Source organism: Paraburkholderia sp. BR10954, from assembly GCF_040965775.1.
GTDB classification, from domain to species: domain Bacteria; phylum Pseudomonadota; class Gammaproteobacteria; order Burkholderiales; family Burkholderiaceae; genus Paraburkholderia; species Paraburkholderia youngii.
Genome location: NZ_JBFRCK010000032.1, coordinates 50320 through 77195 on the forward strand (window position 1 = coordinate 50320; position 26876 = coordinate 77195).

Annotated in this window: 23 protein-coding genes; 14 read left to right on the forward strand and 9 right to left on the reverse strand. The window is 62.8% G+C overall.

Features of this window, described 5'->3' with window-relative positions; genetic code table 11:
- Window positions 1-192: 192 nt before the first annotated feature.
- The 7 genes from AB4Y34_RS32305 to ureG all read left to right on the forward strand — a co-directional run bounded on the left by AB4Y34_RS32305 (window position 193) and on the right by ureG (window position 5504).
- The gene (locus AB4Y34_RS32305) at window positions 193-1005 is read left to right on the forward strand and encodes a transporter substrate-binding domain-containing protein (RefSeq protein ID WP_176109350.1); all 813 of its coding nucleotides are present in this window, start codon (window positions 193-195) and stop codon (window positions 1003-1005) included.
- Window positions 1006-1114: 109 nt separating this feature from the next.
- Window positions 1115-1417: an urease subunit gamma gene (gene ureA, locus AB4Y34_RS32310; protein WP_008923043.1), complete on the forward strand. Its 303-nt coding sequence runs from the start codon at window positions 1115-1117 to the stop codon at window positions 1415-1417.
- A gap of 25 nt (window positions 1418-1442) precedes the next feature.
- On the forward strand, window positions 1443-1748 hold the full coding sequence (locus AB4Y34_RS32315; protein WP_013088655.1) for an urease subunit beta: 306 nt from the start codon (window positions 1443-1445) through the stop codon (window positions 1746-1748).
- Window positions 1749-1836: 88 nt separating this feature from the next.
- Window positions 1837-3543, forward strand: coding sequence for an urease subunit alpha (gene ureC / locus AB4Y34_RS32320; RefSeq protein ID WP_176379156.1), 1707 nt, complete (start codon window positions 1837-1839; stop codon window positions 3541-3543).
- A gap of 2 nt (window positions 3544-3545) precedes the next feature.
- A complete protein-coding gene (gene ureE / locus AB4Y34_RS32325) occupies window positions 3546-4154 on the forward strand; it encodes an urease accessory protein UreE (RefSeq protein ID WP_176379155.1) in 609 nt (202 codons plus the stop codon).
- Window positions 4141-4821, forward strand: a complete 681-nt coding sequence (locus AB4Y34_RS32330) for an urease accessory protein UreF (protein WP_368718355.1) — start codon at window positions 4141-4143, stop codon at window positions 4819-4821. The genes ureE and AB4Y34_RS32330 overlap by 14 nt, the downstream gene beginning before the upstream one ends.
- Before the next feature lie 20 nt (window positions 4822-4841).
- Entirely contained in the window at window positions 4842-5504 is a 663-nt protein-coding gene (gene ureG / locus AB4Y34_RS32335; protein WP_176121112.1) for an urease accessory protein UreG, read from the forward strand.
- Window positions 5505-5559: 55 nt separating this feature from the next.
- Here ureG and waaA read toward each other — a convergent pair whose 3' ends face one another.
- The 4 genes from waaA to AB4Y34_RS32355 form a co-directional block, all read right to left on the reverse strand.
- Window positions 5560-6873 (reverse strand): lipid IV(A) 3-deoxy-D-manno-octulosonic acid transferase, encoded by a 1314-nt coding sequence (waaA, locus tag AB4Y34_RS32340; RefSeq protein WP_176379153.1) that lies wholly within the window; start codon window positions 6871-6873, stop codon window positions 5560-5562.
- Between the two features lie 97 nt (window positions 6874-6970).
- Window positions 6971-7855 (reverse strand): Kdo hydroxylase family protein, encoded by an 885-nt coding sequence (locus AB4Y34_RS32345; RefSeq protein WP_368718331.1) that lies wholly within the window; start codon window positions 7853-7855, stop codon window positions 6971-6973.
- An 80-nt stretch (window positions 7856-7935) separates the two neighbouring features.
- Window positions 7936-8877, reverse strand: a complete 942-nt coding sequence (gene waaC / locus AB4Y34_RS32350; RefSeq protein ID WP_255208741.1) for a lipopolysaccharide heptosyltransferase I — start codon at window positions 8875-8877, stop codon at window positions 7936-7938.
- A 234-nt stretch (window positions 8878-9111) separates the two neighbouring features.
- Entirely contained in the window at window positions 9112-10506 is a 1395-nt protein-coding gene (locus AB4Y34_RS32355; RefSeq protein WP_176109359.1) for a phosphomannomutase/phosphoglucomutase, read from the reverse strand.
- A gap of 327 nt (window positions 10507-10833) precedes the next feature.
- Here AB4Y34_RS32355 and AB4Y34_RS32360 point away from each other — a divergent pair, with 327 nt between their 5' ends.
- The 4 genes from AB4Y34_RS32360 to galE all read left to right on the forward strand — a co-directional run bounded on the left by AB4Y34_RS32360 (window position 10834) and on the right by galE (window position 15227).
- The gene (locus AB4Y34_RS32360; protein ID WP_368718332.1) at window positions 10834-12096 is read left to right on the forward strand and encodes an oligosaccharide flippase family protein; all 1263 of its coding nucleotides are present in this window, start codon (window positions 10834-10836) and stop codon (window positions 12094-12096) included.
- A complete protein-coding gene (locus AB4Y34_RS32365; RefSeq protein WP_368718333.1) occupies window positions 12093-12923 on the forward strand; it encodes a glycosyltransferase in 831 nt (276 codons plus the stop codon). The genes AB4Y34_RS32360 and AB4Y34_RS32365 overlap by 4 nt, the downstream gene beginning before the upstream one ends.
- Window positions 12924-13042: 119 nt before the next feature.
- Entirely contained in the window at window positions 13043-14191 is a 1149-nt protein-coding gene (locus tag AB4Y34_RS32370) for a glycosyltransferase family 4 protein (RefSeq protein ID WP_368718334.1), read from the forward strand.
- Between the two features lie 13 nt (window positions 14192-14204).
- Window positions 14205-15227 (forward strand): UDP-glucose 4-epimerase GalE, encoded by a 1023-nt coding sequence (galE, locus tag AB4Y34_RS32375; protein ID WP_176121105.1) that lies wholly within the window; start codon window positions 14205-14207, stop codon window positions 15225-15227.
- A 79-nt stretch (window positions 15228-15306) separates the two neighbouring features.
- Here the strand turns inward: galE and AB4Y34_RS32380 are convergent, their stop codons facing one another.
- Together AB4Y34_RS32380 and AB4Y34_RS32385 are read right to left on the reverse strand one after the other, a co-directional pair.
- Window positions 15307-16860 (reverse strand): hypothetical protein, encoded by a 1554-nt coding sequence (locus AB4Y34_RS32380; RefSeq protein ID WP_368718335.1) that lies wholly within the window; start codon window positions 16858-16860, stop codon window positions 15307-15309.
- 104 nt (window positions 16861-16964) lie between these two features.
- Window positions 16965-18530, reverse strand: a complete 1566-nt coding sequence (locus AB4Y34_RS32385; RefSeq protein WP_176121103.1) for a methyl-accepting chemotaxis protein — start codon at window positions 18528-18530, stop codon at window positions 16965-16967.
- Between the two features lie 249 nt (window positions 18531-18779).
- Between AB4Y34_RS32385 and AB4Y34_RS32390 the strand changes: the two genes are divergently transcribed.
- Complete coding sequence (locus AB4Y34_RS32390) at window positions 18780-19880, forward strand: glycosyltransferase (protein WP_368718336.1); 1101 nt, start codon at window positions 18780-18782, stop codon at window positions 19878-19880.
- Window positions 19881-20146: 266 nt separating this feature from the next.
- Here the strand turns inward: AB4Y34_RS32390 and AB4Y34_RS32395 are convergent, their stop codons facing one another.
- Together AB4Y34_RS32395 and AB4Y34_RS32400 are read right to left on the reverse strand one after the other, a co-directional pair.
- Window positions 20147-20434 carry a nuclease-related domain-containing protein gene (locus AB4Y34_RS32395; RefSeq protein WP_368718337.1) on the reverse strand — a complete coding sequence of 96 codons (288 nt, stop codon included), beginning with the start codon at window positions 20432-20434 and terminating at the stop codon, window positions 20147-20149.
- 269 nt (window positions 20435-20703) lie between these two features.
- Window positions 20704-21327, reverse strand: coding sequence for a hypothetical protein (locus tag AB4Y34_RS32400; protein ID WP_368718338.1), 624 nt, complete (start codon window positions 21325-21327; stop codon window positions 20704-20706).
- 2111 nt (window positions 21328-23438) lie between these two features.
- On the opposite strand from AB4Y34_RS32400, the gene AB4Y34_RS32405 reads away from it, so the two are divergent.
- The gene (locus AB4Y34_RS32405; protein WP_368718339.1) at window positions 23439-24536 is read left to right on the forward strand and encodes an integrase domain-containing protein; all 1098 of its coding nucleotides are present in this window, start codon (window positions 23439-23441) and stop codon (window positions 24534-24536) included.
- Window positions 24537-24544: 8 nt separating this feature from the next.
- Window positions 24545-24913 carry a hypothetical protein gene (locus tag AB4Y34_RS32410; RefSeq protein WP_368718340.1) on the forward strand — a complete coding sequence of 123 codons (369 nt, stop codon included), beginning with the start codon at window positions 24545-24547 and terminating at the stop codon, window positions 24911-24913.
- 516 nt (window positions 24914-25429) lie between these two features.
- Here AB4Y34_RS32410 and AB4Y34_RS32415 read toward each other — a convergent pair.
- Window positions 25430-26092 (reverse strand): nuclease-related domain-containing protein, encoded by a 663-nt coding sequence (locus AB4Y34_RS32415; protein ID WP_368718341.1) that lies wholly within the window; start codon window positions 26090-26092, stop codon window positions 25430-25432.
- Window positions 26093-26876 lie beyond the last annotated feature (784 nt).

Below are 26876 nucleotides of genomic sequence, written 5' to 3' on the forward strand. Positions count from 1 at the left end.
TTGATCACCCTATTCGCGCACCAAGCCGGCGCACGCGCACGCCCCAACCATGTGCGCGAACCGGCGTAGCGTGCCGCCCAGCCACAGCCCAGCGCGATGGCACACAGTTTGCGTTGGATTCGCCACTTCGCGGCCGGACACGAAGAAGCCAGCGACGACCCGACTCCAACGACACCACCACCGCTCACGCCGATGACCCGCACCCTCTCCCGCTCCGCGCGCCGCACCTTGCTGGCCGCATTGCTCGCCCTGCCCATCGTCGCCGACCTCGCGTTTCATGCGGGCGCCGCGCACGCCGACACGCTCGACAACATCGCCAAGGCCGGCGTGCTGAAGGTCGCCGTGCCCGAAGACTATCCGCCGTTTGGCTCGGTCGGTCCCGACATGAAGCCGCAGGGCTACGACATCGACACGGCCGCGCTGCTCGCCAAAGCGATGAACGTGAAGCTCGAACTGGTGCCGGTCAACAGCGCGAACCGCATTCCGTATCTGCAAACGGGCAAGGTCGATCTCGTGATCTCGTCGCTCGGCAAAACGCCTGAGCGCGAGAAAGTGATCGACTTCTCGAGCGCGTACGCGCCGTACTACCAGGGCGTGTTCGGTCCCGCCGATATCAAGGTCAGCGGTCCCGCCGATCTGACGGGCAAGACCGTCGGCGCGACGCGCGGCGCGCTCGAGGAAATCGGTCTCACGCAGATGGCGCCGAACGCGACGATCAAACGCTTCGAGGACAACAACGCGACGATCGCCGCGTTCCTGTCCGGCCAGGTGCAGCTGATCGCGGCCGGCAACATCGTCGCGGCCGCGATCCTCGCGAAAAATCCGCCGCGCCGTCCGGAACCGAAGTTCGTGATCAAGAACTCGCCGTGCTTCGTCGGCATGAATAAAAACGAGCCGCGTCTGCAACAGAAGGTCGATGCCGCCATTGCACAGGCCAAACACGACGGCACGCTCGGTGCGATGTCGAAGAAGTGGTTCGGCGCTCCACTGCCCGCCGACCTGTAATCTTGCAAGCGCGGTTGTAAGCGCGCCGTTAGCCGGGCTTGATACCTTGACCGGCTGATGGCGCGACGACCACGCCGCCACGACACCTCAACGCCGAGACCCACACCCGATGAAGCTGACACCTCGCGAGAAGGACAAGCTGCTGATCTTCACCGCCGCGCTGCTCGCCGAACGGCGCCGTGCGCGCGGCCTCAAGCTGAACTATCCGGAAGCGGTCGCCTTCATCACCGCCGCGCTGATGGAAGCCGCGCGCGACGGCAAGAGCGTCGCCGAAGTGATGCACTACGGCACCACGCTGCTCACGCGCGCCGACGTGATGGAGGGGGTCCCCGAAATGATCCCCGACATCCAGGTCGAAGCGACGTTCCCCGACGGCACCAAGCTCGTCACCGTCCATCATCCGATTCCCTGAAGTCCTCTTCGTCAAGGCAGGCCCCATGATTCCCGGCGAACTCCTCATCGACGACGGCGAGCACGAACTGAACGCGGGCCGCGCGACGGTCACGGTGGTCGTGTCGAATACCGGCGACCGTCCCGTGCAGATCGGCTCGCATTACCACTTCTACGAAGTGAACGACGCGCTGTCATTCGATCGCGAAGCGGCGCGCGGCTTTCGGCTGAACATCGCGGCGGGTACCGCGGTGCGCTTCGAGCCCGGCCAGGAGCGCACGGTCGAACTCGTCGCGCTGGCGGGCGAGCGCGTCGTGTACGGCTTCAACGGCAAGGTGATGGGCAAGCTGTGATGCGCTGCCCGCGCCCCTGGTGTTTCGACCGCCCTGCTCCGCCATGCGTTGCTTGTAGCCCGCTTGTAGCTCACTCCGGACCCACACCATGACACTACGCATTGGCCGCCGCGCGTACGCGGAGATGTTCGGCCCCAGCACCGGCGACCGCGTGCGCCTCGCCGACACCGAACTGCTGATCGAGATCGAGCGCGACTTCACGACCTACGGCGAAGAGGTCAAGTTCGGCGGCGGCAAGGTGATTCGCGACGGCATGGGCCAGTCGCAGCGCGTGCATGCCGAGGTCGTGGATACCGTCGTGACGAATGCGGTGATCCTCGATCACTGGGGCATCGTGAAGGCCGACATCGGCATCAAGGACGGCCGCATCGCGGCGATCGGCAAGGCCGGCAATCCCGACATTCAGCCCAACGTGACGATCGCGATTGGCGCGGCCACCGAAGTGATCGCGGGCGAAGGGCTGATCGTGACCGCGGGCGGCATCGATACGCACATCCACTTCATCAGCCCGCAGCAGATCGAGGAAGCGCTCGCGAGCGGCGTGACGACGATGCTCGGCGGCGGCACCGGCCCCGCGACCGGCACCAATGCGACGACCTGCACGCCGGGGCCGTGGCATCTCGAACGCATGCTGCAAGCGGCCGATGGTTATCCGATGAATCTCGGCTTTCTCGGCAAGGGCAACGTGAGCCAGCCGGCACCGCTGACCGAACAGATCGCCGCTGGCGCGATCGGCCTGAAGCTGCACGAGGACTGGGGCACGACACCCGCGGCGATCGACAACTGTCTTTCCGTCGCCGACGATACCGACACGCAGGTCGCGATCCACACCGATACGCTGAACGAAGCCGGCTTCGTCGAAACGACCGTTGCAGCGTTCAAGGGCCGCACGATCCATACCTATCACACCGAAGGCGCGGGCGGCGGCCACGCGCCGGACATCATCAAGGTGTGCGGCGAAGCGAACGTGCTGCCGTCGTCGACGAATCCGACACGGCCGTACACGGTCAACACGCTCGACGAGCATCTCGACATGCTGATGGTGTGCCATCACCTCGATCCGTCGATTGCGGAAGACATCGCGTTCGCCGAATCGCGGATTCGCCGCGAGACGATCGCGGCCGAGGACATCCTGCACGATCTCGGCGCGCTTTCGATGCTATCTTCGGATTCGCAGGCGATGGGCCGCGTCGGCGAAGTGATCATCCGCACGTGGCAGACCGCGCACAAGATGAAGGTGCAACGCGGCGCGCTGCCCGAGGACAACGCGCGTCGCGACAATTTCCGCGCGAAGCGCTACGTCGCGAAGTACACGATCAATCCGGCGATCACGCACGGCATCGCGCATGAGGTCGGCTCGATCGAGCCTGGCAAGTGGGCCGATCTGGTGTTCTGGGAGCCGGCGTTTTTCGGCATCAAACCGTCGCTGATCCTGAAGGGCGGCATGATCGCGATGGCGCAGATGGGAGATCCGAATGCATCGATTCCGACGCCGCAGCCCGTGCATTATCGCGAGATGTTCGCGACGCGCGGTGGCGCGCTGGGTCGCACGTCGCTGACCTTCGTGTCGCAACTCGCCGCCGATGCGAACGTCGCCGAACGCTATGGTTTGGAAAAGCGCATCGTCGCGGTGAAGAACTGCCGCAGCGTGACGAAGGCCGACATGATTCACAACGCGTGGCGCCCGAACATCAGCGTCGATCCGGAAACCTATCAGGTGATCGCCGACGGCCAGCTGCTGACCTGCGATCCGGCCACCGTGCTGCCGATGGCGCAACGCTATTTCCTGTTCTGACCATGCGTACACTGAACAAACTTCTCGCGCCGCATCTGAAGATTGCGCCCGTACTCGTCAAGCGAGCGCCGACATTGACGCTCGCGTTCGATGAACGTCGCAAGAGCCGTCTTGCCGCGACGCTCGATAACGGCGAGGAAATCGCCTTGCTGTTGCCGCGCGGCACCGTGCTGCGCGATGGCGACGTGCTCGTCGCCGATGATGGCGGGCTCGTGCGTGTCGTCGCTGCTGACGAAGCCGTGCTTGTGGTACGCGCTTCGGACGCGTTGACGTTGACGCGCGCCGCGTATCACCTCGGCAATCGTCATACGCCGGTCGAAGTGGGCGCCGATTATCTGAAGCTCGAAGACGATCCGGTGCTCGCCGACATGCTCGAGCGCATCGGCGCGACGCTCGAGCAGGTGTCGCTGCCGTTCCACCCTGAGGCCGGTGCATATGGCGGCGGGCACAAGCATGGGCACGACGAGACGTTCGCCGAGGACTATGCGATCGCGCAGCAGGTGTTTGGTGAACATCATGGGCATGAGCACTCGCACGACCACGACCATGACCACGTGCACGACGAATCGTGCGGACATGGGCACCACTCGCATGACCATGCGCATCGCTGAACTCACCGCGCTGCTGCATCTCGCGTCGCCGGCGCTGCCGATCGGCGCGTTCAGCTATTCGCAGGGTCTCGAAGCGGCGATCGAAGCGCAACTCGTCACCGACGCCGACTCCGCGCGCACGTGGATCGAGTGCGGGCTGACTGACGTGCTCGCGCGCGGCGAGTTGCCGTTCGTTGCGCAGCAGATCGAACGCTGGCGCACGCACGACGCCGTCGAACTCGCCGACGCCAACGCCGAATTCCTCGCGAGCCGCGAGTCCGCCGAACTGCGCCGCGAAACCGAGCAGATGGGTTGGTCGCTGCGGCAGTTGTGCGTGTCGCTCGAATGGGGCGATGCGGCGAGGCGCGAAACGCTCGCGTCGCTCGCGCCGCTTGCGCAGCCGAGCGCGTTCGCATTCGCCGCCTACGCGCACGATGCGTCCACCGATGCCGCGCTCGCCGCCTACGCGTTCAGCTGGGTCGAGAATCAGGCCGCCGCCGCGTTGAAGGCGGTGCCGCTCGGCCAGCTCGCTGGACAGCGCATCATCGTCGCGCTGCGCGAACCAATTGACGCAGCCGTCGCGCGTGCGCTCGCCATTTCGCGTGACTGCCTCAACACATTCGCACCGCAGCTCGGCATTCTGTCGGCGCGCCACGAGTCGCAGTATTCGCGGCTCTTCCGCTCGTAACACGATTTCCACGATCCATCATGAACGCACCTCATCATCCGGCCTCTCATACCGCGAACCAGACCCGCACGAAGAAACTGCCGCCGCTGCGCGTGGGCGTCGGCGGCCCGGTCGGCTCGGGCAAGACCACGCTGCTCGAAATGCTGTGCAAGGCGATGCGTGACCAGTACGACCTCGTCGCGATCACGAACGACATCTATACGAAAGAGGATCAGCGTCTGCTGACCGTCGCGGGCGCGCTGCCGGCCGAGCGCATCATGGGTGTCGAGACGGGCGGCTGCCCGCACACGGCGATCCGCGAGGACGCGTCGATCAACCTCGAAGCGGTCGAGCGCATGCTCACGCGTTTTCCGGACGCGGACATCGTGTTCATTGAATCGGGTGGCGACAATCTCGCGGCAACCTTCAGCCCGGAGCTGTCGGACCTGACGATCTACGTGATCGATGTTGCGGGCGGCGAGAAGATTCCGCGCAAGGGCGGCCCCGGCATCACGAAGTCGGATCTGCTCGTGATCAACAAGACCGATCTCGCGCCGCTGGTGGGCGCAAATCTCGATGTGATGGCGTCGGATGCGAAGAAGATGCGCGGCGAGCGGCCCTTCGTGATGTGCAATCTGAAGGCGCTCGAAGGGCTCGACGAAGTGGTGAAGTTTATTGAAAAGAAGGGGTTGTTGAAGGTGTGAAGGGAGGGGTTGGGAATGCTCGTGGTGTCGTCTTTGCACGCCACGCCGCTAATCCCTACTCCGGCAACAACGCCGCCAACACATCCACCGTCCTCGCCGTCGCCCCGCGATGCCTCGCCGCAAACGCGGCAGCCGCACCGCCCATCGCGAGCCGCCGCGACTTGTCGCCGAACAGCTCGCGTAGCGCGCGCGCCAGATCGGCCGGGTCCTGCACCTGCACGGCGGCACCGGCCGCGACCGCATCGGCGGTGGCCTGCGTAAAGTTGAAAACGTGTGGCCCGATCAGCACCGGCACGCCGACCGCGCACGCTTCGATCAGGTTCTGTCCGCCGAGCGGCAGCAGACTGCCGCCGATGAACGCCAGATCCGATGCCGCGTAGTAAGCGCCCAACTCGCCCATCGAATCGCCGAGCAGCACGTTCACGTCGCGTGGCAGCGGTGGCACGCCATCGTCGGCAATGCGCGCGGCCGACGCGACCTTCGCATCGGGTGCCCAGTTCGATCGGCGTTCGAGCCGCAACCCCGCCTTCTCGACGAGCGCCGCGACTTCATTGAAGCGTTGCGGGTGACGCGGCACCAGAATCAGCAGCGCATCGTCGACGCCGAGCGCCGCGAACGCGTCGAGCACCAGCGCCTCTTCGCCCTCGCGCGTGCTCGCCGCGACCCACACGGGCCGCGTGCCGATCGCCGCGCGCCACGCGTGGCCGCGCGCCGCGAGTTCGGGCGGGGTGCTCATGTCGAACTTGAGGTTGCCGAGCACCGCGACGTTGCGCGCGCCGAGCGAGGTCAGCCGCTCGGCATCGGACGGGCTCTGCGCGAGCACGCGCGCGAAGCCGCCGAACACGTCCTTCGTCGCGCCGCCGAACTTCGCCGCGCGCTTGAACGACCGCGCCGACATCCGCGCATTGGTCAGCACGAGCGGCACGTCGGCGCGCCGGCATTCGTCGATCAAGGTCGGCCATACCTCGGTTTCCATCACGAGACCGAGCGACGGCCGCCACGCGCGCAGGAAGCGCCGTACCGCATGCGGCATGTCGTACGGTAGATAGCTGCGCAACACGCGGTCGCCGAAAATTTCGCCGCCGGTCGCGCGGCCGCTCGGCGTCATGTGCGTGAGCAGAATGCGAGCGTCGGGGCGCGCCTTCATCAGCGCATCGATCAGCGGCTGGGCGGCGCGCGTCTCGCCAACCGACACAGCATGCACCCAGATCAACGGCGCGTTGTCTTCGGGCAAGCGTCCACGCGAATAACCGAAGCGCTCGCCGATATGCTCGCGATAACCGCGCTCCTTGCGCGAACGGATCAACAGGCGCAGCACGGCAAGCGGCGCGATCAGCCGCCAGAGCGCGCGATAGATCGCTCTTAGCATCGGCGCTCCGCGTGGTTCGTCTTCGTCGCAAAGTCCACGGCGCTGATACGCGCGATGCGGGCCGGCACCTGCCCGGCCCTCGAATCGACCGCCGCGCTCAAACCAGCGCCCTGCCCTTCAGGCGCTCGAGAATGCCGAGCGGCGCGCATTCCGGCTGCGCCATCGCCTTCACCGGCAGGAAGAAAGTCTGCTCCAGCATGAACTGGCCGGACATCACCGCATGCGAGGTCTGGTCGGAGAAGCACACCCACACGCTGCCCGGCGGAAACGGCATGGTCTCTTGCGGACTCGTCTTCTGATAGTCGAGGTCGGCCTTCATGCCGTCGTGCAGATTGAGCATCAGATGGTCGTACTCGCTGCGCGGCGACTTCGTCACATGCAGCAGGTTCAGCAGCCACGCGGAGCCCGGCATCTGCGGCTTGATGCGCGGCAGGAAGCGCTGCGCCATGTCCTCGAACGGCTCGCCGACGCGCCATACGCGCGGCACGCCATGTGGGTTCACGTTGGTGAACACGCGCAGGATGCGCTCGCCGTAGTTAGGCCGCGACGGAAACGCATCGACGTGCAGACGGCTGTCGTCCTTGCGCCACGAGGTTTCGCGCGTCTCGACCTGATGCAGCCGCAGGCTCGTCGGCGCGACGCGCAGCTTGCCGTTGTACTCGGGAAAGAGCCCGTCGACGAGCGTGCGCGCATTCGCCTGATAACGCGCGATCAACGCGCGCACCGCCGATTGCGTGACCGCATCGCCGGCCACGCCGTGCAACGCGCCGCCGTTCGGTTCGAGGCTGATGTTCTTGCGGTTCGGATCGGCGATTGCCGGGTCGAGCAACGCCTGCTCGCCACCGTCGATCGCAAAGCGCAGGTTCGGGAAGTACAGCACCTTGCCGCGCTCGACGCCGGCGAGCAGCGTCTCGCGCGGCACGGACAGGTTGCAGCCGTGCCAGTCGGCGTTCGCTACTTCGATGATCTGGGTTTCGTTCATGATCGCCCTTGGGAACGGGGGGTGCGCAAGGCGAAGCGCACCGGCGGGTGACAGCCCGTGCTGATGACTGCCGGCCCGGGTTACAGCAAACCAAACGCGGCCAGCGCCGACTTGACCTGCTGCAGCGTGGGCGGCTGACCGGCCGCGCCGAGATTGACGACGTTCGGCGACCAGTAGCCGCCGGTGCGCCACGCGGTCGAGAAATTGTACAACTCGACCGTAGGCCGCTTCAGCGCCGCCGCGATGTGGACCAGACCTGTGTCGACCCCGACCGTCGCGGCCGCGCCGTCGATCAGCCCCACCACCGCCGGCAGCGACAGCTTCGGCGGCACGATCGCGGCCGCGCCGAATTCCTTCGCGAGCCGCTCGCTGGTCGCGCGCTCGGCGTCGCCGCCCCACGGCAGCACGATCGACGCGCCGCGCCGCACCAGCGTTTGCCCGAGTTCGATCCACGCGGCGTCGGGCCACTGCTTGTCGGCGCGCGAAGTCGCGTGCACGAACACCACGTACGGCACCGGCAGATTCAGATTGGCTTGAGACAGCGCGAGCGCGGCACGGCCCGTATCGAGACCGAAGTCGATGTCGTCGGTGGGTTGCGGCGGCGGATCATTCAGCGCCGCGGCCACCAGTTGCCGCGTGCGTTCGACCACGTGCGTGCGTGGCGCGATCGGCACGCGCCGCCCGTAAAAGAAGCGCACCGGCCATTCGTAGCCGGCGCCGTCGGTGCGGTTGCCGAGGCCGACGAGAGGTCCGCGCGCCATGCTAGCGACCCACGCGGTCTTGATGAGCCCCTGGCAGTCGATCACCAGATCGTAGTGCTCGGCGGCGAGCGCGCGACGAAACGCGCCGATCTCGCGCCAGTTGTCGACGGACAGGATGCGCTTGCGCCAGCGCCGCAGCGACACTGGAATCGCGCGCCGCACGCCGCTCACGAGCTCCACGAGCCCGACGAAGCTCTCCTCGACGAGCCAGTCGATCTGCGCGTCGGGATGGCGGCGCCGGATGTCGGCGATTACGGGCATGTTGTGAACGACGTCGCCCAGTGACGACACCCTCACGATGAGTATCTTTTGCGCGCTCAAGAGTGGGAAAACCGGCTATCCGGCTCGAAGATGCGTTGAAAGGACCGCAATTCTAGCGCGTCGGATATCAAAGACATGAAAAACGCGGCGCGGTAAGGCAACCCGCGCCGCGTTCGGTAGCGGCGAGCTTCGATCCGTCTTGACGAATTTCGAAGCGCGCCGCCGCATCAGCCGTCAGAACGGCAGTTTCGCATCGGCCTTCTCCGCGAGAATCACGCGGCGGAAGTCGTCCTGGATGCGCTTGAGCGCCGCGTCGTTGTCGGCTTCGAAACGCATCACGACGACCGGCGTCGTATTCGACGAACGCGCGAGGCCGAAGCCGTCCGGATACTCGACGCGCAGACCGTCGATCTTCACGACGTTGTCCGCGCCGGTGAACTTGGCGTTCTGCTGCAAACGCGCGATCAGCTCGAAGTTTTCGCCTTCCTCGAGCTTCAGTTGCAGCTCGGGCGTGGAGTGCGAGTTCGGCAGCGAGTTCAGCAGCTTGCTCGGGTCGGCGACGCGCGTGAGGATCTCGAGCAGACGCGCGCCGGTGTACAGGCCGTCGTCGAAACCATACCAGCGGTCCTTGAAGAACACGTGTCCGCTCATTTCACCGGCCAGCGGCGCGCCGGTTTCGCGCAGCTTCGCCTTCACGAGCGAGTGGCCGGTCTTCCACATCAGCGGCTCGCCGCCCTTGTCCTTGACCCACTTCGCGAGATTGCGCGTGCACTTTACGTCGTAGATGATCTGCGCGCCCTTGTTGCGCGACAGCACTTCTTCGGCGAACAGCATCAGCTGACGGTCCGGGTAGATGATCTGGCCATCCTTGGTGACGACGCCCAGGCGGTCGCCGTCGCCGTCGAACGCGAAGCCGATTTCCGCATCGGTTTCCTTCAGCGCGCGAATCACGTCTTCGAGGTTCTCCGGGTGCGCCGGGTCCGGGTGGTGATTCGGGAAGTTGCCGTCGACTTCGGTGAACAGCTCGACCAGTTCGCAACCGAGCTTTTTGAACAGCTTCGGTGCGAGCGCGCCGGCCACGCCGTTGCCGGTATCGACGACGATCTTGATCGGACGCGCGAGCTTCACGTCGCTCGCGATACGCTCGAGATACGCGTCGGCGATGTCGTATTCGGTGTAGCTGCCGTTACCGTCGGCGAAGTTTTCGTCGACGATGCGCTGATGCAGCGCGAGGATCTGCTCGCCGTAAATGGCCGCGCCGCGCAGCACCATCTTGAAGCCGTTGTAGTCCGGCGGATTATGGCTACCGGTCACGACGATGCACGAGTCGACCCGGCGCTCGCCGCCCGCGAGCTTCAACGGTACGCTCGCCGCGAAGTAGCCGACCGGCGTGGGCACCATACCCACGTTCACGACATCGACGCCGGCCGCACGTAGGCCGTCGGACAGCGCGCCGATCAGTTCGGGGCCCGACAGGCGCCCGTCGCGCGCGACCACGACCGCGTCGCCGCCCTGCGCGCGCACTTCGCTGCCGAAGGCGCGGCCGATGGAACGCGCGGCGTCCGCGTCGAGCGTCTTGCCAATCACGCCACGAATGTCATACGCCTTGAAAATCGATTTGGAGATCATGTTGGCTCACTTGCGTGCAATGGAAAATTTTGACCTGCGCACAGACGATAACCGGTAAAAACGCGGAAAAAATCGCATTAAAAACCACCGTAATACGCGCGTAAAAAACCGCGTTATCACGCCTCGTTGCGCCCTTGCCGGAAGCGGTCCGGTTCCAACTTATAATTGCGTTCTTCTGACCAGCCTGAATAACGCCATTCTAATGCTTAGACGCCCTCCCTTTGTAAAGTTGCCGTGGCTGCCGGCCGGGCGGGCGAACGCGCATAGCGCCGCATGCATGGCCGCACGAGGCGGCTTGACCGACGCGCAGCGGCGAGCGGCCAACGGATGCTGACACTCAAGCGCTTCGCCAATCCCGACGTCACGCGCGCGTTTACGAACATCGTCTGGCTGGGTCTCGAACGGCTCACGCAGATCGGCGTGGCAATCGTGATCGGCGGCATCCTCGCGCGTTACTTCGGACCCGATACGTTCGGCAAATGGCAGTACGCGAACACGCTGCTGCTGGTGCTGTCGCCGATCACATGGGTGTGCGGCGCGGAAATCCTCGTACCGACCATCGTCAACCGGCCGCCCGAACAACTCGGTACCGTACTCGGCAGCGCGTTCGCGTTGCGTTTCTCCGTCTCGGCCGTCGCGCTGCTGCTCACGTGGCTCGGCATTGCGCTGCATTTCTTCGAGCCGCTCGTCGGCGCGATGCTCGCCGGCCTCGCGCTCACGATGCTGTTTCGCGAGCCGTTCGTCGGCGTGATCAACGCGTGGCTGCAAAGCATGACCTACAGCAAGCCGCAGTTGCTGACCAGCATGACCACCGCTGTGATCAAGGCCGGCCTCGTCTATCTGCTGGTGCGCGCGACGGCCGCGCCCGCACGTTTCGGCTGGCTGTGGGCGCTCGAATCGGCGGCGATCGGCGCGGTGCTGTTGCTCTACTTCATGCGCCGGCATGGCGGCAAGCTGGGCTGGCATGTCGAACGTTCGCTCTTCAAGCACTTCGCGAGCGCGGGCACGGTATTCTGGCTCGGGCTCATCTGTATGTATCTGTTCCTGAAGCTGGACCGGCTGATGCTCGAGCGCGCGATTTCGTTCGCCGACCTCGGACGCTACTCGGCCGCCCAACAGTTGAATGAAAACTGGATCACGCTCGCGCTGATGCTCGCGCAAACCATTGCGCCCGCCTTCGTCTACCGCGTGCAAGGCATCGCGCAACTGCGCCGCAACATGTGGCGGCTCACCGCGCTGACCGCCGTGCTGATGGTGTGCGGCGCGTTCGTGCTCGATCTGCTCGCGGGCTTCATCATCCGCCGCGTGTTCGGGCCGGATTTCGAAGGCGCGATCGAGATCTTCCGCTGGGCCGTGTGGCTGTCGGTGCCCGCCGGTATCGAGGCGATCGGCAATCTGGTCGTGCTCAAGTATCAGGCCAAGTTCGTGTTGCTGGCGAAGTGGCTGCTCGCGCTCGCCGTCGCGTTCGCCGTCAATCTATTGGCGATCCCGCGACTCGGCGCGTATGGCGCGCTCGTCGGCCTCGCGGCCGGCTATCTGGCGGCCGCCTCGGTTAATCTTTATTACATCCGTTTCAAATTGCGCCCATGACGAATTCATCCGCCACCGCGCAAACCACGCTCGACGACGTCGCGGTGCTGATGCCCGCCTACAACGGCCAGGCGGACGTCGATTCTACGCTCGCGTCGTTTGAAGAAAGTGCGCTGGTGCACGTTTTGATCGTCGATGACGGCAGCACACCGCCGATCGTCGCGCCCACGCTGCCGAACCTGAAGATCGAAGTGCTGCGCATGGCGCGCAACAGCGGCATCGAGCGCGCGCTGCAAACCGGCATCGATGCGCTCGCGCAGCGGGGCTTTCGTTTTGCGGCGCGCATCGACGCGGGCGATCGCGCGGTGCCGCAGCGGCTCGCGAAGCAGCGCGCGTTCATGGGAGCGCATCCGAACGTGGCGGGCCTCGGCATGTGGACCCAGGTCGTCACGCGTGCGGGCGAGCCGCTTTTCATGCTGACGCCGCCGGCCGAGCCGAACGTGATCCGACGCCAGCGCTTTTTCCGCTCGTGCCTCGCGCATCCGTCGATGATGCTGCGTATCGATGCCGTCCGCACAGTCGGCAACTACCGCGCCGCGTATCCTTCGGCCGAGGACCTCGATCTGTTCTTACGTCTGATGGAACGCTACGACTGCGCGAATCTGCCGGAACTCGGCCTCTTCTATGAGCTGAACGAAGGCGGCATCAGCGCGACGAAGCGGCGCCGGCAGATCGGTTCGACGCTGCGTTTGCAGTTGCGCTATTTCAACGTGGCCAATCCATACGACTGGCTGGGCCTCGCGAAGAATCTGTCGCATCTGCTGCTGCCTTATCGCACGTTGCAGCGGGTCAAGCGCGCGCTGCTGACGCCGCGCGCGAGCCGTTGAGGCGCGCCGCGTGTGAGCGCTGTCGCTGCCGCCTGGTTCGCTGAGCTTCGCGCCGCTGCGTACGGCGCTGTTTTCGTATCACTGGTCCACACTTCATTCAACGCCGTGCCCTTTTTCGCATGAAGCCCTCTTTCAAGTCGACGCCCGCGCTGCGCATTACACTCGTCTGCAACACGGCCTGGGCAATCTATACGTATCGGCAAGGGCTGATCCGCACACTGATCGGGCGCGGGGTCGATGTGACGGTGCTTGCGCCGCGCGACCGCACGTTCGAGCTGCTCGCCGCGATGGGCTGCCGTTGCATCGAGCTGCCGATGGCGTCCAAGGGCACGAGTCCGGGCGAAGATCTGCGCACGCTCTTCGCGCTCTATCGGCAGTACAGGACGATCCGTCCGCATGTGGTGTTTCACTACACGATCAAGCCGAACATCTACGGCTCGATCGCGGCGAAGCTGGCTGGCGTGCAGTCGGTGGCGGTCACCACGGGGCTCGGCTATGTGTTCATACAGCACAGCCGCGCCGCGCAGATTGCTAAAAGGCTGTATCGTTTCGCATTCCGCTTTCCGCGTGAAGTGTGGTTCCTGAATCGCGACGATCAGGCCGCGTTCATCGACGGCAAGCTGCTCGCGCATCCCGAGCGCGCGCGGCTGTTGCACGGCGAGGGGGTCGATCTCGAACAGTTCGCGTTCACGCCGCTGCGCGCTCGGGCGGAGTTTCGCTTCGTGCTGATCGGGCGGCTGCTGTGGGACAAGGGCGTCGGCGAATTCGTCGAGGCCGCGCGGCAATTGCGCGCGCGCTATCCCCAAGCGCGCTTCCAGTTGCTCGGGCCGGTAGGCGTCGACAATCCGAGCGCGATCACGCGCGATGAAGTCGCCGCGTGGGAACAGGAGGGCGTGATCGAATATCTGGGCGAAGCGCACGACGTGCGGCCGTTCATCGCCGATGCCGATTGCGTGGTGCTGCCGTCATATCGCGAAGGCGTGCCGCGCACGCTGATGGAAGCGTCGGCGATGGGCCGGCCGATCGTCGCAACCGACGTGCCCGGCTGCCGCGAGGTAGTGGCCGACGGTGTCAACGGCTTGTTGTGCGAAGCGCGCAATGCGCAGAGCCTCGCCGCGAGTCTCGCGCGCATGCTCGATATGAGCGACGCGGAGCGGCGCGCGATGGCGGAACGCGGCCGGCAGAAAGTCGCCAGCGAATTCGACGAACGCATGGTCGTCGAAACGTATAAAGACCTGGTCCAGAAAATCACGGGTGTTTTACTTTAATGGGAGCAACAGCATGACCACGAAGGGCACGATTCTGGTAACCGGCGGCGCGGGTTTCATCGGCTCGCACACCTGCGTCGAACTGCTGAACGGCGGCTACGACGTCGTGGTGATCGACAACCTCGTGAATAGCAAGCGCGAATCGTTGCGGCGCGTCGAGCAAATAACCGGCCGTGCGGTGAGCTTCTATGACAACGACGCGCGCGACGCAGCCGCGCTGCAGCGCATTTTCGATGCGCATCCGATCACCGGCGCGATCCATTTCGCGGCGCTGAAAGCGGTCGGCGAATCGGTCGCGAAGCCGATCGAGTATTACGCGAACAACGTCGGCAGCCTGCTGACGCTGCTCGGCGTGATGCGCGATCGCAACGTCAAGCAGTTCGTGTTCAGTTCGTCGGCCACGGTGTACGGCGTGCCGAAAAGCTCGCCGATCGACGAATCGTTCCCGCTGTCGGCGACCAATCCGTATGGTCAATCGAAGCTGATCGCCGAGCAGATCTTGCGCGATCTGGAAGTGTCGGACCCGTCGTGGCGCATCGCGACGCTGCGCTACTTCAATCCGGTCGGCGCGCATGAGAGCGGCCTGATCGGCGAAGATCCGGCCGGCATTCCCAACAACCTGATGCCGTACGTCGCGCAGGTCGCGGTCGGCAAGCTCGAAAAGCTGCGCGTGTTCGGCGGCGACTACGAAACGCCCGACGGCACCGGCGTGCGCGATTACATCCACGTGGTCGATCTCGCGCGCGGGCATCTCGCCGCGCTCGATGCGCTCGTCGAGCGCGATGCGAGCTTCGTCGTCAATCTGGGCACGGGCCAGGGCTATAGCGTGCTCGACGTGGTGCGCTCGTTCGAGAAGGCGTCGGGGCGGCCGGTGCCGTACGAGATCGTCGCGCGCCGCCCGGGCGACGTCGCGCAGTGTTTCGCGGACCCGAGCGCGGCCGAGAAGATCATCGGCTGGCGCGCGCAGTTCGGTATCGAGCGCATGTGCGCGGACCACTGGCGCTGGCAGTCGACGAATCCGCAGGGGTTTGCTTAAAGCGCTTCGGCGTCATCGCGTCGGGATAAAAAACGGCGGCGGCATTCGCATAACGCGGATACCGTCGCCGTTTGCCCGCCTACTGCGCGGATTGGCGCGGATAAAAATACAAGCCGGCAACGCTCAACGCACCGGTCATTCCTTCCTTCGGCACCGCCGACACCAGAAAACGCCTCTGGGCGCCTCGCATTTCGTCAGGCGTGCAGCGCGCCGCTCGGGTGAACACGAGCTGCCAGTTTTGCGCGATGCAAAACGGCACGCTGCCCTGACGCTTCGCGTACGCTTCGATGCCCACCAGAATTGGCCACAGCCGTTCCCAATCCGCCGATCCATCGAGGTCGAAGACCGCGATGCCGCTCCCCGCGTTGAAATTGCGGATAGTCGAGTAAGCAGCCGGAATTCGCGGATCGTCGTACTGGGAAACGTTTTCAGGCGGCTGATGAATCCGGATCGCCGTGAAAGCCGCCACGATCACACAAAAGATCACGGCAACGGGCACGGTCGCCGCTGTCACATTGTCGAGAAAGCGCTTGACCAGCAACGTCAGCGCCAGAGCAGGAACGACGTAGTAGAAAATTCCGACATAGGTCAGCGAAAGATCGTCGACGCCGAAAGCGGCATAGAAGACGAAGGCGACTGTCGCGCTCGCTAGCGCCAGCGACAATGCACGCTCAGGCGCGACGCGGCTTTCATTGTCGCGCGCGGGATCGTTCGTCACGAGCACAGCACAAGCCGCCGCGCCCAGCAGGATGCCGAAGAGTCCATTACTCCAGAAAACTCCGGCGAAACGCGCGGCGTCCACTAAACGATTCGCTCGGTGGACATGGCTAAAAGCGGCATATTCAGCGAGCGGTCCGGGAAAATGAAGGATCGTCTGGATCGCGAGAGGAATGAGGAAAAGCGCCACGATCGCCAGTGCAACGGCAATCGTTCGAACATTGCCCGCGAGGAATTGCCGGCTCAAGACCCAGGTTTCACTGGAACCCGATCTGACGGAAATCCAGGTATTGGCTATCAGCGCGCACCCCAGCATGACGGCCGTCATACCCAGAAAAGAAGCATGACCGTTCAGCAAAAATCCAAGGCTTACGGCAAGGAGCATAAGCCCGTCTGCGCGTCCCATGATCAACGCGGCGACGGACACAGTGAACGCCGCAAAAGCAAAGTAGTAGAGATGCGGGAACCAGGGACCCGCGAAGGCCTGGTAGTTGATGTAAGCGGTGACACCAACGAATAGGGCCGTGGTGACGACGGCTGCCGCGGTGGCGTCCCTCGCCGCCTGCTGCATCCTGATCAAAAGCGTCCCGATTGCCGCGATCCAGAAAGCGGAAAGCAGCGCGACCGCAAGGATCTGACCGGAAAACGGCGACGCGACCGCGTGCGTCAGGTCGAAAAATACGATCTCGCCCGCGGCAAGCGCGTAAAGAAGCGCAGGACCAGGATGATTGAACCCCACGCGCGAGTAATGTCCGACGAGCAGCTTCAGATGCTTTGCATCGTCGATCAGCAACGAATTCGCCGCAAAGTCTCCGACCTCGTGCAATTGCGCCGACGGAAAGGTCTGACCGAACACGATGATGAACAGCCAGACACAGAGCGCCGAAATAACGAACGCTGCCAACCCTTTAAGCATCGAACACCTGTTTTCGTTTTATCCAATCAGATGGAAAACAGGATTCTAAGGTAGCTGTCGGCGCGCTATGTCATCGACAGCCACGCATTTCTTCCGGCCGGAAACTAAGCTGCCGCCCCCGACTCTTCGAGCCGGAACACGGCAATGGCATCCTTCAGAATGACCGCCTGCTCCTCCAGCGATTTCGCCGCGGCCGCCGCCTGCTCGACGAGCGCCGCGTTGTGCTGGGTGACCTCGTCGATCTGCGACACCGCCTTGTTGACCTGCTCGATGCCGTCGCTCTGTTCGAGTGCCGAGGCCTCGATCTCGCTCATCACGCCGGTCACACGCTCGACGGCCTTCATCGCTTCCTGAATCGTCTTCTGCGCATCCGACACCAGCGACGCACCTTCCTCGACCTTCGCCGCCGACTCGCCGATCAGCTCCTTGATCTCCTTGGCCGCCGCGCCCGAGCGCTGCGCGAGGCTGCGCACTTCCGAGGCGACCACCGCGAAGCCGCGGCCCTGCTCACCCGCGCGAGCCGCTTCGACGGCCGCGTTCAGCGCGAGGATGTTGGTCTGGAACGCGATTCCCTCGATCATGCCGATGATCTCGGTGACCTTGCGCGATGAATCGCTGATGCCGTCCATCGTCTCCGTCACGCGCGACACCACCTTGCCGCCGCGAGTGACCGTATCGAGCGCGCCGTGCGCGAGGCGGTTCGCCTGCTTCGCGTTATCAGCGTTCTGCTTCACGGTCGCCGACAGCTGCTCCATGCTCGCCGCGGTCTCCTGCAGCGCGGCCGCCTGCTGCTCGGTGCGCGCCGACAGATCGGCATTGCCCGAGGCGATCTCGTTCGCGCCCTGCGTGATCGCGCTCGTGCTGCCGCGCACCTTGCCGACCGTTTCGACGAGGCCGTCGCGCATCCGCGTCAGCGCGCCGAGCAGCTGACCCATCTCGTTGCGCGATTTCACCTTGATCGCGACGCTCAGGTCACCGGCCGCGATGCGCTCGAAGTGCTTGACCGTCGCGTTGACCGGCTTGATCAGCGCCGACGACAACGCGACGCGCGCGCCCACGGCAATCACGAGCGCGATCACCGCGATCGCGCCGAACAGCACTGTCGCGAGCTGGAAGCGGCGCGCGCCGGTCGCAGCCTGCTGATGCTGATTGTCCATCTGCGCTTTTTCGAGCGCGTCGATCGCCTTAGAGTAAGACGCGTACAGGCTGTTCGCGGTATCCCCCTGGATGGTACGGAAGGTGTTGAAGTCGAAGTCGGTCAGTGCCTTGAATTCCGGTTCGATCGCCTTGTCGACGAGCGCCGCGCGCGCTTCGCCGACGCTGTGCGCGAGCTTGCGCTCGGCGTCGCTCGCGAACGGGCCGGCCATGTAGTTGTGGAAGTCGTCGTTCGATTCGACCAGCACCTTGTGCGCGGCCGGCAGCAGATCGTCGGTCTGCTTGCCGATACTGAACAACGTCTGATAGGTGCCCAGCGCGAGTTGCACCTGCAGAAGCTTCTCGGAACTCGCCTTCAGATGCGACAGCGCGGCCTCGCTGCGCTGCGTGTCGTCGAGGCTGTCGTTGGCGAGCTTCAGCGCGCCGTATCCGACAGCGATGACTGTCAGCAGGAAGGCGACGAATACGCTGATCACGAGCGTCAGTCCGCCGCGAATTGTGATGTTGTTTAGCATTGGGTCTCCGGAACGCCTTTGTTGCGCGCGACTGACACTTCGTCGCATCCAGGTTTACGGTTGCGGCGCGCGTGCGGCGCATAGGGGGAATCCATGAGGAGCGAGTGCTGACGGGCCTCTGAGGGCCGCCTCGATCTCGCTATCTGGGATATTCCTGCTGGCCCTCCTGAAAGCTTTGCGTCCCTGCCGCGCGCCGGCCGCCGTGCGTTTCGTTTGTATAATTCCGCGTCTTCGCTCAGGCCCATTTTCATGCTTAGTTTTGCGCTCGGCTTTCTCGTCTCTCTGCTGATCACGCTGTTGATCGTGCGCTATGCGCATGTGCATGAAAAATTTTCGACCGATACCGATCTGGCCGGCGTGCAGAAATTCCATGTGCGTCCGGTGCCGCGCATCGGCGGGACCGGGATTCTGCTCGGGCTGCTCGCCGCCGCGGTGCAATTGCATCGTGCGTATCCGGCCGTGTCGGGCAGCATTCTCGGGTTGATCGCGTGCGGCATGCCGGCGTTCGGCTCGGGGCTCGTCGAGGATCTGACCAAGCGCGTGTCGCCGCTCGTACGCCTCGTCTGCACGATGGCGGCCGCCGCCCTCGCCTGGTTCTTTCTCGACATCGCGGTCACGCGCATCAGCGTGCCGCCGCTCGACTTTCTGCTGTCATATGCGGCGATCTCGTTCGTGGTCACGGTGCTCGCGGTCGCGGCGCTCGCCAACGCGATCAATATCATCGACGGCTTCAACGGCCTCGCGTCGATGGTCGCGTTCATGATGTTCGCGTCGCTCGCGTATGTGGCGTTCCAGGTGCACGACCCGGTCGTGCTGTCGGCGTCGTTCATGATGATGGGCGCGGTGCTCGGCTTCTTCATCTGGAACTTCCCGGCAGGGCTGATTTTTCTCGGAGACGGCGGCGCGTACTTCATCGGCTTCATGCTCGCCGAGCTGTCGATCTTGCTCGTGATGCGCAATCGCGACGTATCCGCGTGGTATCCGGTGCTGCTCTTCATGTACCCGATTTTCGAGACCTGCTTCTCGATCTACCGCAAGAAGTTCATTCGCGGCATGTCGCCGGGCATTCCGGACGGCGTGCATCTGCATATGCTGGTCTACAAGCGGCTGATGCGCTGGGCGGTCGGCGCGCGCACCGCGCGCGAGCTGACGCGCCGCAACTCGCTGACGTCGCCGTACCTGTGGCTGCTGTGCCTGATCGCGGTCGTGCCGGCGACGCTGTTCTGGCGGCACACGCTGCATCTGTTCTGCTTCGTTGTCGTATTTGCGGCGACTTATGTGTGGCTTTACGTGAGCATCGTGCGGTTCAAGTCGCCGAGGTGGATGGTGGTGAGGAAGGGGAAGCGGTGAAAGCAGGTCAGCCCCTCCAACTATTGACGCTGGCGAAGGGCGCTTCACCCCACGCCGTGCGGGCGGCCTCCAACACGCGTTGCCGGTGTTCGGCAAGTGCTTGTGGGCGTGTATCTGCATGCCGCAGGATTACGTCGGCGATCTTGCGAATGGGCACGCGACCTCTCCCCGTACGCACAAACGGCTGCTGGTGCACCTGCAGGTGCCGATAAAGTTCGCTAAGCTCAAGCAACGCCCCTGGAAGCATGTGGGCCACCGTTACCGCTTCATGCGGAAAAAACACCGAGCCCTTCGACAATGCACAGCCGCGGCGGAAGCAGCTTGCGCAGAAACCGCACCTTCGTGGAGTTCTGCTTGATTGGCGAGGTGCGCACGAACCGCTGCCCGTCAATCGTCGTAAGCGTGACCGTATCGTCGGTCTCACCGTGTGTGACCACACCAGTCCAATGCTTTGTTTCAGCCACGAAGACTCCGAACGGCGCAATCGCCAGATGATCGATTTCAGCAGTCGGAAAGGCGCTCCCCGGCGCGTGATTCGGAATAAGCCCATCCAATATTGATTGGCCAGTCCCTCGCCGCACAGGCGCATGAGGTGCCAGCGCAGTTCGGCTGACACCTCCCTCTCCCCTTCTCGCCCGCACACCTGGGCAGAGGCCGCCCGTGCTTCTCGAACTTCGTCATCAGCCGAACGTTTATCGCTAAAGCTCAGATACGCATACAGCAATGCACTCGCGAGCCCGAAGATAGTGTGAGTCAGCATGCTGGTTTCTCCTTCGACTATATAGGTGAAACCAGCGTATCGGGCGCTACGGGAAGTCAACCATCAGTTCTTGATCGTGAGGCCTGGAGGAAGCTCCTTTCGTGGCGGCCGGCCTTCGTTGAGGGCCTGAAATACGGCATGCGTGGTCGTCCCCAGCGCGCGGGCTGCCTTGCGAAGGTTGCCGCGGTGCTCCGTCAGGGCCTCCATGGCCTTGTCTCTGGTGAGCACCGGAATGTCCGGTCGCATGCATGCAGCCGAACCCCGGATGCGCTCATCTTTCTCGTCGACGCCGGCCTCGCGTGCCGGAACAGGCAGAATGAGCAAGGTAAGAAGTGCGCGCCTTCTGATCCAAAGCAGGAACTGGTGCCAATGCTCAAGCTTTTCGGCCGCGTCCTCCGATGTGAGCCGTTGCGCGGACCAGCGAGCGACCAGGAAGCGCAAGTGCTTGCCCTGAAAGTTGAGCGGGGTTTGGGGCGCATATCCGCTGGCGCGCAGCGCCTCAAAGCCCGCCAACAGCTCCGCCACCCGACGGCATTGTGTTTCGTCCGGCACAGGAGTTTTCGTGCCAGTGCGCCTATCAAACGTCGACTTAACCCTGCCACGGGCAAGCCTGCGGAATTCCCGTCTGAATTCGGACGGCAGATTGCTACAGGCAATGACGTACCGGTAATCGTAGAGAACGTACATATCTGTCTTCCTTGTGTTGAGGCCGTGTTCCCGTCATGCCACACAGGCATCGACGGGCGTTGAGCGGCGCGACGAGCGCGCCGCCGTTTGGGGATGCGCTGTTTATCGGGCCGCGCGCGCCACGGACAAGGAAGTGCGCTGCCGATGGCTAGCCGCCATCGGTATGCAGTCAGAAATAGATTGGGGCGATCGACGCTACACGTCACGCCGACGGGAACGGTCGTCAGACAGCGTGCGGGAAAAGGAACAAAGAAAGGAAGGACAGCCCGAAACAGGCACTAAAACTGTGCGCCTCTGAGCTATAGGGGCCCTGAAACGAATTGGACGTGCACGGGCGAACGGATCCGCCGACAGGCTGACCGAAAACAAGACGGGCAGCTGTGGCGGTTCAAGGTCGATGCGTCGTAGACGCAGCCACCAATATACTCCTACGCCTTCAAGACTCGCAAGCTCGCGGCTCACGTCAGCATGCTATGCTGATCGCACCCAAACCACGGGGCACTCGCATGGACATCTCAGGGCCGGTACTCGGAATTACCGCAATCATCATGGGCCTTGGCTGGATGGGGCGGCGCGGGGCAGTGAGGCAAAGAGGGCAGCGTATGACGCAACGATCACACGCCGTCGCTTCCGTACGCACAGAATTGCATTGCCCGCATTGCGGACAGCCTATCGGCGATCGGGATTTCGCCCGGCATCACGCGCCGACGGCCTATCGGCCGTCCAGGCCGTCACCGTACCCCAGGCGGCCGCGCACCTGAGCATGAGCTTACTCGCGTCGTCCAGGCCAAGCATACGTCGCCTGAATGCAGCAGAGAAGCGACGGTTCCATGACCTGTGCGCGGTGGACCACCTGGCACGGTGAGCCTCTTCGCGAACGCAAGCGCGCTGCCTGCGTCGATTGTGGCGGTCACCTGTCCGCGCCGCACATAACCGTCATGATGGAGCGGCCTATTGGGCGAAGCGCACGCCGACCGGCGCGTCGTACCTCGCCAACGGGACGGCAAGGTCTCTCGCCCCCCTTTTGTATTACCTCCGCTCGCCGACGTTCAGATCGCGCAAAGCCCTCGAGAGCATATTCTCAACATCATCGTCGGCCTGGCGGAATTGTGTGCGATCGCAGGCCACCCTGTGCCGCTGCGCCGCAGATGAGCGCACACCTGGGGCACGGAGCTGGCGCTTCTTATCCGGAGCGATGCGCCCCTTCCTCTATCCGAGCGCCTGTGTTCTAATTGCGGCACCGTCCGCTCACGTCACGAGCATCGACTATCACACTCCCTCGTGGGGGTTTGGGGGTGTTTTTCACCCAATTTCTTGAAGTGCTTTGCTCCGTTTAACGGCGAGGGCAAAGCGCTTTGCAAAGTTCGTGTTGACCGCATTAACACGGATCCAGCCTGCGCTGCTCAAATTCGAGCCTTTTCCGCTCCCTTGGAGTTTTCAACGCATCAGTTGCACGGGATGCTCATCTGACCGTTCTCTGATGAGACTGAAGTCCATGTCGCGTCGTAACCAGTCACCGACTGGGAAATAACTGGTCGCCATAAAATGCAAGTTTCTTGCAGGCGAATTTTCTTGCAATATGCCAGGGACCTGCTCCCTCACGCACCGCCATAGATTCTGGCGGTACTGCCGCAACGCGACCATGCCGTCAATATATTCCAGACGGCGAGGAAGCCTCTCTCTTGCGGAAATACAACGCGGCATCCATCAAGACAGACCTTGCGTTCCATTCATTGCCAGATGTTCATGAATGCCGCAAGCGTTTCCAAAGGCAATTCCTCGCCCCGTAACGGGGTAAAGGAAAGGTGTCTTCCGCAGACACCGGCCGCTCCCCGCTACGCGTCGACGCAGTTCCTGCACGCGGGCGTCCCCTCCCCTCAGAACCTTTTTCCTTCAAGGGCCTATCCGTAACCGGATCCTACAGCTCAACGCATTCCCCGGCCCCCAATTCGATGACATTACGTACGCGCTGGCCCGCCCCCGCCCAGCCCGTCATTGCGGGCACCCGAAGTGGTGCGGATCTGTCACGAGCTAGTCGTGACTGGGGCCGTGCTCGCCATCCCCGCGCGCGAGCATGAGTTGAGAAGCGGGCCACAGCCGGGAGTTTGCCAATGAGCATGATGTCAAAGGCCATACACGATTCTGCAGTGAGCAGCAAAAAGGCAGGCGGCAGCTTTGCAACACAGCAGAACAGGCGGTTCGATACAACAGGCCTTCTGCGCTTTGCCAGACAGGTGGGCGAGTTACGCACATCGATCAGTGATATTCCGGAATGGGTGATCCATGCCTATGCCCAGTACTGCATGGCGCAGGGCAAAACCGCAGGCACCCTTGCCAACATATTTTCGGCTGTGCGCGTCACATCGCGCCATGCAGGCCGCGACATCGACGACGTCTGCAACAACAAGAAACTTCGACTCGTTCGGCGAATAAGGAAAGGTACGAAGCGTGCCATGACCCCGACGGAAATCGGGCAGTTGATCGTGAGAGCGCAGGGAATAGACGAGGGGCTAGTGCGCATGATATCGGTCGCGCTGCATCTCGGGCTCCGACGCAAGGAAGCGCTAATGTGTCCGCCTGATCTCGAAATGTGGATCGACGCACTTCTGCGTGGCGATAGCACACTCCCGGTTATGCGCGGCTCAAAAAACGCCAGACCACGGCAAGTGCGAATCATTGAGAGCGATAGGTCGCAGACGATCGAAGCGCTTCGCTCCGCGCTCACTTATTGTCGCGAAAACAATTTCGAATTGGTTACTGGCAAGGGCAAGACTCTAAAATCTGCGATGAATCGGGTGAGGGCGCTCCTCCGCCGGGCAGGCATGGTTGGGCCCATCAGCTTTCATTCGCTTCGATACACCTATGCGCTTAAAAGTGCACTCGAAATGCTCGAGGCAGGAGTAGCCCCGTATGATGTACTCGTGGAACTCAGTGAATCACTCGGCCACGGCCCGACACGCGTCCAGATGATTCTTGGGCACTACTGTCAGACGATCAGGGACCGGTTTGACGGTCAAATCGCGCTGCACAACATCGACGTCGACCGGCGCCGCCCACCGAGCAAACTGCCGCGTTCGACAGCGCGTCTTCTGGCGAAACGTCAACACGGCGCACTCAGTGGCTATCCTATTGGCCGGCTCAGCGCAGCACACGATTCGGCATATCCAGATGACGACGCGCCGATAGAAGCGTATCCTTTCAAGGCCTGAGGCAACCAATGTCTAATACCTCACTTCTTGAGCAAATCGAGCTTTGTGCCGACAACATTGGGGTCAACGAGAAGACGTGCAACGTCATGACCAACGTCTGGCTCGATTTCGAAAGCTACATGGCTGAAAATTCGGTGCGTCCAACTCGACTGCAGGACCTGAATATGGCAACGCTTTCGACCTTTGTCGAAATCCGCTCGAAGCGATGCGCCGATGTGGAACTGCTTCTTCTGGAGATCACCTGCCTCCGGCTTGTGTTGCTCGAATCAGGCTTCGCGCACAAAGAGCTGACAGACCTGCGTGTTCGCATAAAGAGGAAACGGCTTGGCAATGATAAAAACGGTAAATACCGATTTGCGAAAGTACTTTGTCCTTGACCGATAAGCCGAAAGCCAAGAGGCGTGCGTTGCGGTGCGTGCGCCGGAAGCAAGGTGTCAGCCAAAGTTTAGTCGCGAGCCAAAGCACGAACTGTTCGAAGCTCAAGGAGCCTGGCAAAACGCTGAGCGGATAAAATACTTGCTCGATGACGGCTGAATGCCACCACGCGTGCGGCGTCAGGCAAAAGGCAAGATCCACGTAAAAGGGGTGTTCCACGCCGGGGTCTCCGATGGTTTCGTGTTTCGTGGCAATAGCGCGTGGATGCGCCTGGTGCTGGGAGGGGTCGGCTCCGCGGCAAGGCGATGAATTGGATGGCGACCATCGGGAGCCGTAGCCACGTATGAGAGAACGCTTGCCCCCGATGCTCGCGCCCGCGCATCGAAATTAAAGTTCCCGCCTTGGCGGCAATACATCATTCAACCGGGAATGGTATAGAGCCGATATCGCGGCGCAGTATCGATGGATCTGCACCGGTTCCCTGTTTTCAGATTTTTCCGACACACGCCTTGCAGGTGTCAGCTTCTGCCCCAATCCGTACATCGCGCCTGCAAAGCTGCCGCAATTCTTTGGGGATCGAGGTATTGAAGACGGCTGCCGCGAAAGCGATTCAGTCGGCTTCGCATAAAGTGAGGGAGCTCAGACAGTACCAAGATTGTTTCTGGCAGTGTAGGATCAATCGCGCACTGGGATGCTTCCAGAACTGCAATGCATTCTACCGGGCAGTTGTAGTCTGTCAGTACGGCCCGCAGGTGTCGAAGAGCGGGCTTTGCCCTGCGCAATGGAGAGGTCTCAACGGATACAACACCAGGCCTCTCATGGATGAGGACTTCATCCTCGTCCACCGAACGCTCCACGGCCCCCCTCCAATGGTATTGATCAATGATAAACACCCCAAACTCGGTTGCAGCAAGACAATCTATCCACGTAGCCGGATTGCGCGTGCCCGGTGCATGCTCCAATAGGACTCCACGCCGCACAACGAACGGACGGTTGCATAATGTGCGCAGCACCGCTGAAACGCCCCTTGATAATGAGACTGAAAAGTCGCGCTGCCGCGCCATCCAACCATCGCGGTCCGCGACTTGCTCCCGGAAACCGATGGGGTGATCTTGATGGCCTGAGGCAGCGCAGGATGCATCTGTTGCCACAAGACGAGGAACTATCGTAACCTGTTTCATTTTGTTTTCCGTTAGTGACTACGAAGGGTTTGCAGAACGCCTGCCGTCTATATCGGAAACACCTTCCGGCAGATGATCAGAATTTTTCAATATAATGGTGCCGAGAGATCAGCGACGAAAGACATTACATTCCTTTTACCTCCAATGTAGTCCTAAATAAAATCAACTCCACATACATCCATCACGATGTCATTCTGGCCGGTGAAACGTCACTAATTCTTTTAGTGGTCCGGTGCTGATTCTGCCCATCGGGTTCCGAAGCTCGATTTCTGTAGAGCCAACCTGCCCGATCGAACTGACAGTTTGCGACAGGTCACATCGCAGAGCGTGTACCTCGATGATTTCAGCATGGCACGTTGCGCAAGAAGTCAAGACATCGCCTCGGCAAGAAAACACTCGGAATTTCGGAGCAACTACTGTCTTGACCGGACCTGACGGGAAGGAATGCGGGCAACCCGCGCCGCAAGCGATCAACAGGACCGCAACACCGACGCACGTCCGTTAGTTTTTCCGCTGCCGGGCTGGCCGAGGTATGTCGGGCGGATTCATTCACAGTCTGCCGAGCGGCAGTCTGTCCTGTGAGAGGCAGGTTTTGGCGGCATCGACGCGAGAAGTGAATGACGACCGCAGCCGCTCAGAGCGCCGCAGTCGCAATCTCAAATTGCCGAATCAGCGACGCCCTATATCGCTGACATCTGGAACCGGTCGAAGGGCTGGGATGTCCAACGAACTTTAGTAAAACCACCAGACGTTGCAACGTTCAAGTTGGTCAACCGGGACCGGT

Bases quoted from the DNA above. Each gene is read 5' to 3' on its own strand.
- AB4Y34_RS32305 (WP_176109350.1), top strand. From the start codon at position 193: ATGACCCGCACCCTCTCCCGCTCCGCGCGCCGCACCTTGCTGGCCGCA.
- ureA (WP_008923043.1), top strand. From the start codon at position 1,115: ATGAAGCTGACACCTCGCGAGAAGGACAAGCTGCTGATCTTCACCGCC.
- AB4Y34_RS32315 (WP_013088655.1), top strand. From the start codon at position 1,443: ATGATTCCCGGCGAACTCCTCATCGACGACGGCGAGCACGAACTGAAC.
- ureC (WP_176379156.1), top strand. From the start codon at position 1,837: ATGACACTACGCATTGGCCGCCGCGCGTACGCGGAGATGTTCGGCCCC.
- ureE (WP_176379155.1), top strand. From the start codon at position 3,546: ATGCGTACACTGAACAAACTTCTCGCGCCGCATCTGAAGATTGCGCCC.
- AB4Y34_RS32330 (WP_368718355.1), top strand. From the start codon at position 4,141: ATGCGCATCGCTGAACTCACCGCGCTGCTGCATCTCGCGTCGCCGGCG.
- ureG (WP_176121112.1), top strand. From the start codon at position 4,842: ATGAACGCACCTCATCATCCGGCCTCTCATACCGCGAACCAGACCCGC.
- waaA (WP_176379153.1), bottom strand. From the start codon at position 6,873: ATGCTAAGAGCGATCTATCGCGCGCTCTGGCGGCTGATCGCGCCGCTT.
- AB4Y34_RS32345 (WP_368718331.1), bottom strand. From the start codon at position 7,855: ATGAACGAAACCCAGATCATCGAAGTAGCGAACGCCGACTGGCACGGC.
- waaC (WP_255208741.1), bottom strand. From the start codon at position 8,877: ATGCCCGTAATCGCCGACATCCGGCGCCGCCATCCCGACGCGCAGATC.
- AB4Y34_RS32355 (WP_176109359.1), bottom strand. From the start codon at position 10,506: ATGATCTCCAAATCGATTTTCAAGGCGTATGACATTCGTGGCGTGATT.
- AB4Y34_RS32360 (WP_368718332.1), top strand. From the start codon at position 10,834: ATGCTGACACTCAAGCGCTTCGCCAATCCCGACGTCACGCGCGCGTTT.
- AB4Y34_RS32365 (WP_368718333.1), top strand. From the start codon at position 12,093: ATGACGAATTCATCCGCCACCGCGCAAACCACGCTCGACGACGTCGCG.
- AB4Y34_RS32370 (WP_368718334.1), top strand. From the start codon at position 13,043: ATGAAGCCCTCTTTCAAGTCGACGCCCGCGCTGCGCATTACACTCGTC.
- galE (WP_176121105.1), top strand. From the start codon at position 14,205: ATGACCACGAAGGGCACGATTCTGGTAACCGGCGGCGCGGGTTTCATC.
- AB4Y34_RS32380 (WP_368718335.1), bottom strand. From the start codon at position 16,860: ATGCTTAAAGGGTTGGCAGCGTTCGTTATTTCGGCGCTCTGTGTCTGG.
- AB4Y34_RS32385 (WP_176121103.1), bottom strand. From the start codon at position 18,530: ATGCTAAACAACATCACAATTCGCGGCGGACTGACGCTCGTGATCAGC.
- AB4Y34_RS32390 (WP_368718336.1), top strand. From the start codon at position 18,780: ATGCTTAGTTTTGCGCTCGGCTTTCTCGTCTCTCTGCTGATCACGCTG.
- AB4Y34_RS32400 (WP_368718338.1), bottom strand. From the start codon at position 21,327: ATGTACGTTCTCTACGATTACCGGTACGTCATTGCCTGTAGCAATCTG.
- AB4Y34_RS32405 (WP_368718339.1), top strand. From the start codon at position 23,439: ATGAGCATGATGTCAAAGGCCATACACGATTCTGCAGTGAGCAGCAAA.
- AB4Y34_RS32410 (WP_368718340.1), top strand. From the start codon at position 24,545: ATGTCTAATACCTCACTTCTTGAGCAAATCGAGCTTTGTGCCGACAAC.
- AB4Y34_RS32415 (WP_368718341.1), bottom strand. From the start codon at position 26,092: ATGAAACAGGTTACGATAGTTCCTCGTCTTGTGGCAACAGATGCATCC.